General features: G+C 35.7%; 3 protein-coding genes. All 3 read right to left on the bottom strand.

Annotated features, from left to right (window positions below; all coding sequences use genetic code 11):
* Positions 1 to 378 precede the first annotated feature (378 nt).
* The 3 genes from rfbB to rfbC all read right to left on the bottom strand — a co-directional run bounded on the left by rfbB (position 379) and on the right by rfbC (position 2,942).
* Positions 379 to 1,419 (bottom strand): dTDP-glucose 4,6-dehydratase, encoded by a 1,041-nt coding sequence (gene rfbB, locus ABY285_RS12365; RefSeq protein WP_372770512.1) that lies wholly within the window; start codon positions 1,417 to 1,419, stop codon positions 379 to 381.
* A gap of 91 nt (positions 1,420 to 1,510) precedes the next feature.
* The gene (gene rfbD, locus ABY285_RS12360; RefSeq protein WP_372770510.1) at positions 1,511 to 2,377 is read right to left on the bottom strand and encodes a dTDP-4-dehydrorhamnose reductase; all 867 of its coding nucleotides are present in this window, start codon (positions 2,375 to 2,377) and stop codon (positions 1,511 to 1,513) included.
* Positions 2,378 to 2,384: 7 nt separating this feature from the next.
* On the bottom strand, positions 2,385 to 2,942 hold the full coding sequence (rfbC, locus tag ABY285_RS12355; RefSeq protein ID WP_372770508.1) for a dTDP-4-dehydrorhamnose 3,5-epimerase: 558 nt from the start codon (positions 2,940 to 2,942) through the stop codon (positions 2,385 to 2,387).
* Positions 2,943 to 3,241: the final 299 nt, after the last annotated feature.

Genomic DNA, 3,241 nt, shown 5'->3' with positions numbered 1-3,241 from the left:
TTGATAAAAAAAGTAACAAAAAAATCTAGTCTGATGATCTTTTTCTGTAAAATAAATTCTTCCCGAGCGCCGGCTGGCCCTATCGCTAAAAATGTATCCCATACATTTTCTTAACGCTCTGTCCTTATCCACATCACCCAGACCGCCTTTTCCCTGCTTCACCTGCATCGAGGCTCTTTGGGTTGCAACGTCAGCCCCGCTAAAAAAACATTTATTTTACAACGAAAAATATCATAGGACGGTTCTTATTTAATTTGTTTTCAAATTATATTTCGAACTTGACCTTTTAACTTTTAATATTTAATATTTAACTTCTAACTTCTTTAAGCCCAACGCACCACCTGGCCCTATCGCTAAAAATGTCCACTGGACATTTTTTTAACGCTCAGTCCCCCTTTTGGGGGCTAGGGGGCTATACTTCTCCAAATACCATTTCACTGTTTTCAGTAATCCGGTTTCAAAATTTTCATCGGCTTTCCAGCCCAATTCATTTTCAATTTTAGTGGCATCGATGGCATACCTGAAATCGTGGCCTGCGCGATCTTCCACATAGGTGATCTGGTTTTTATAACTCTTGTTTTTTAAGGGTGCTAAGGTATCTAATATTTCACAAATTTTTTGGGCAATATGGTTATTATTCCGCTCATTTTTTCCGCCAATATTATACACTTCTCCGTATTTTCCTTTTTGAAACGCAAGGTCCAGCCCTTTACAATGATCAAGTACATACAACCAATCCCTGATGTTTTTTCCGTCGCCATAAATAGGAATTTGTTCTCCTGCCAACGCTTTTCTGATGACGGTAGGAATTAATTTTTCATCGTGCTGTTTTGGTCCGTAATTGTTTGAACAATTCGTGATTATCGTATTCATTCCATAGGTATGATGGTAACTTCGAACAATCATGTCGCTGCCTGCTTTTGATGCGCTATACGGCGAATTTGGGGCATAAGGCGTTTGCTCTGTAAACAAACCTGTTTCTCCCAACGTTCCGTAAACCTCATCGGTTGAAACGTGTAAAAAACGACTGTTTTCAAAACCATTTTTATACACAAACGGTTTTTCCATCCAATATTTATAAGCCACATCCAATACCGTAAAGGTTCCTTTTACATTGGTTTCAATAAATACATCGGGATGCAGGATTGAATTGTCCACGTGAGATTCTGCTGCCAAATGGAAAACACCTTTAATGATATGGTGCTGAAAAATACGCTCAACCAGCGCCCTGTCGCAAATATCCCCTTTAATAAATGTAAAGTTTTTGGCATTTTTAATTGATTTTAAATTCTCTACATCACCGGCATAAGTGAGTAAATCCAGTACCACAATTTGATAATCGGGATATTTGTCGATCAAATATTCAACTAAATTTGATCCTATAAATCCGGCTCCGCCTGTTATTAACAGTGATTTCATATTTTTTACTTATTTCATGTTTTTACACACCCCTAACCCCTCTCAAGAGGGGAATTAATTGTGGTGAATTTTAACTTTTTACTTTTAATATCTAATATTTAACTTCTAACTTTGATACACATTCCCTTAAAGCATCTTCCCAATAAGGGATTTCCAGGTTAAACGTATGTTGTATTTTTTCGGTATTCATCAAACTGAATTTTGGTCTTTTCGCTTTGGTTTTAAATTCACTTGAATTTATGGGCAAAACCTTACAGCTTTGCTGTGCGATTTTCATAATTGCTGAAGCAAAATCAAACCAGCTGCACTGGCCTTTGTTTGCATAGTGATAAATTTGAATGCCTTCACTCTCGATTTTCGGAATTATTTGCAAAATGGCCTGGGCCAAATCCTTCGCATATGTTGGCGATCCTATTTGATCAAAAACCACAGAGATGCTTTCTTTTTCTTTGCTTAACCTTAACATTGTTTTTACAAAATTATGACCATATTCTGAATACACCCAGGAAGTTCTGATAATAATTGAATTCTTTGGATTTATTTTTAACAATGCTTCTTCCCCTTTTAATTTGGTGCTGCCGTAAACATTTTGCGGATTTGTGGAATCTCCTTCTGAATATGGAATGCTTGATTCTCCATCAAACACGTAATCCGTTGAAATGTGTATTAATTTTAAGGAATGCTTTTTTGCTGCTAATGCCAAGTTTTTAACGGCCAAATGATTTACTAAATTTGCCATTTCGGATTCATCTTCAGCTTTATCCACATTGGTATATGCGGCGCAATTAACAATGACATCCACCTTATTTTTTGAAATAAAGCCTTCTACTTCTTCAAAACTGACAATATTTAAAAGATTTTTATCGGCAAAAAAGAAACTGTAACCAGAGAAATTTGGCGCTAATCCTGCTATTTCCAATCCCAATTGTCCGTTTGCTCCTGTGATTAATACATTCATCTTTCCCTTAAATTTTTTCAAACAAATCGGCCTTGTTAAAAGCAGGCTGAACCTTATCTTTTTCAGAAATAATCAGTTCACTTAAAGGCAATTTCCAATCGATTTGCAGCTCAGGATCATTATAAATGATGCCTCTTTCTGATTCTTTATGATAGTAATTATCAACTTTATAACTAAATATAGCCTCTTTACTTAAAACGACATAGCCATGCGCAAATCCGGCAGGGACAAAAAGCTGGTGTTTATTTTCACCGCTCAGTTCAACAGCCACATACTGACCGAAAGTATCGGAGCCCCTTCTGATGTCTACCGCAATATCCAATACTTTTCCTGAAATGACCCGCACCAATTTGGATTGTGCATATGGAGGGAGCTGGTAATGCAATCCTCTTAAAACGCCTTTGGTAGATTTTGCTTGGTTGTCCTGACAGAAATGAATGGGTTTTCCCAAGTGTTTTTCAAAAATTTCTTTATTGAAGGATTCGAAAAAGTAACCTCGATCGTCTTTGAAGACTGTTGGTTCACCTATAATGACATCGGGGATGTTTGTTTTTATAAATTTCATTTGGTATTCGATATTTTTTTGATAATTTATATAGAATGCTTTTAATCATTCTTCTATATATAAATTACTATTCCTTATTGTTTTATTGCTATAATTTTCTTTTTCCTGTTAGTGATTGTTTATGAACTAAAAAAATGCTTAAACTTCAACAATTTCTACTTTTACTTTTTTTCATTGATAAAAAAAGTAACAAAAAAATCTAGTCTGATGATCTTTTTCTGTAAAATAAATTCTTCCCGAGCGCCGGCTGGCCCTATCGCTAAAAATGTATCCCATACATTTTCTTAACGCTCTGTCCT

It is taken from the genome of Lutibacter sp., assembly GCF_041555395.1.
GTDB lineage: Bacteria > Bacteroidota > Bacteroidia > Flavobacteriales > Flavobacteriaceae > Lutibacter.
Note: the sequence above shows the minus strand (reverse complement) of the source record. Positions and strands in the feature narration are given on the sequence as shown.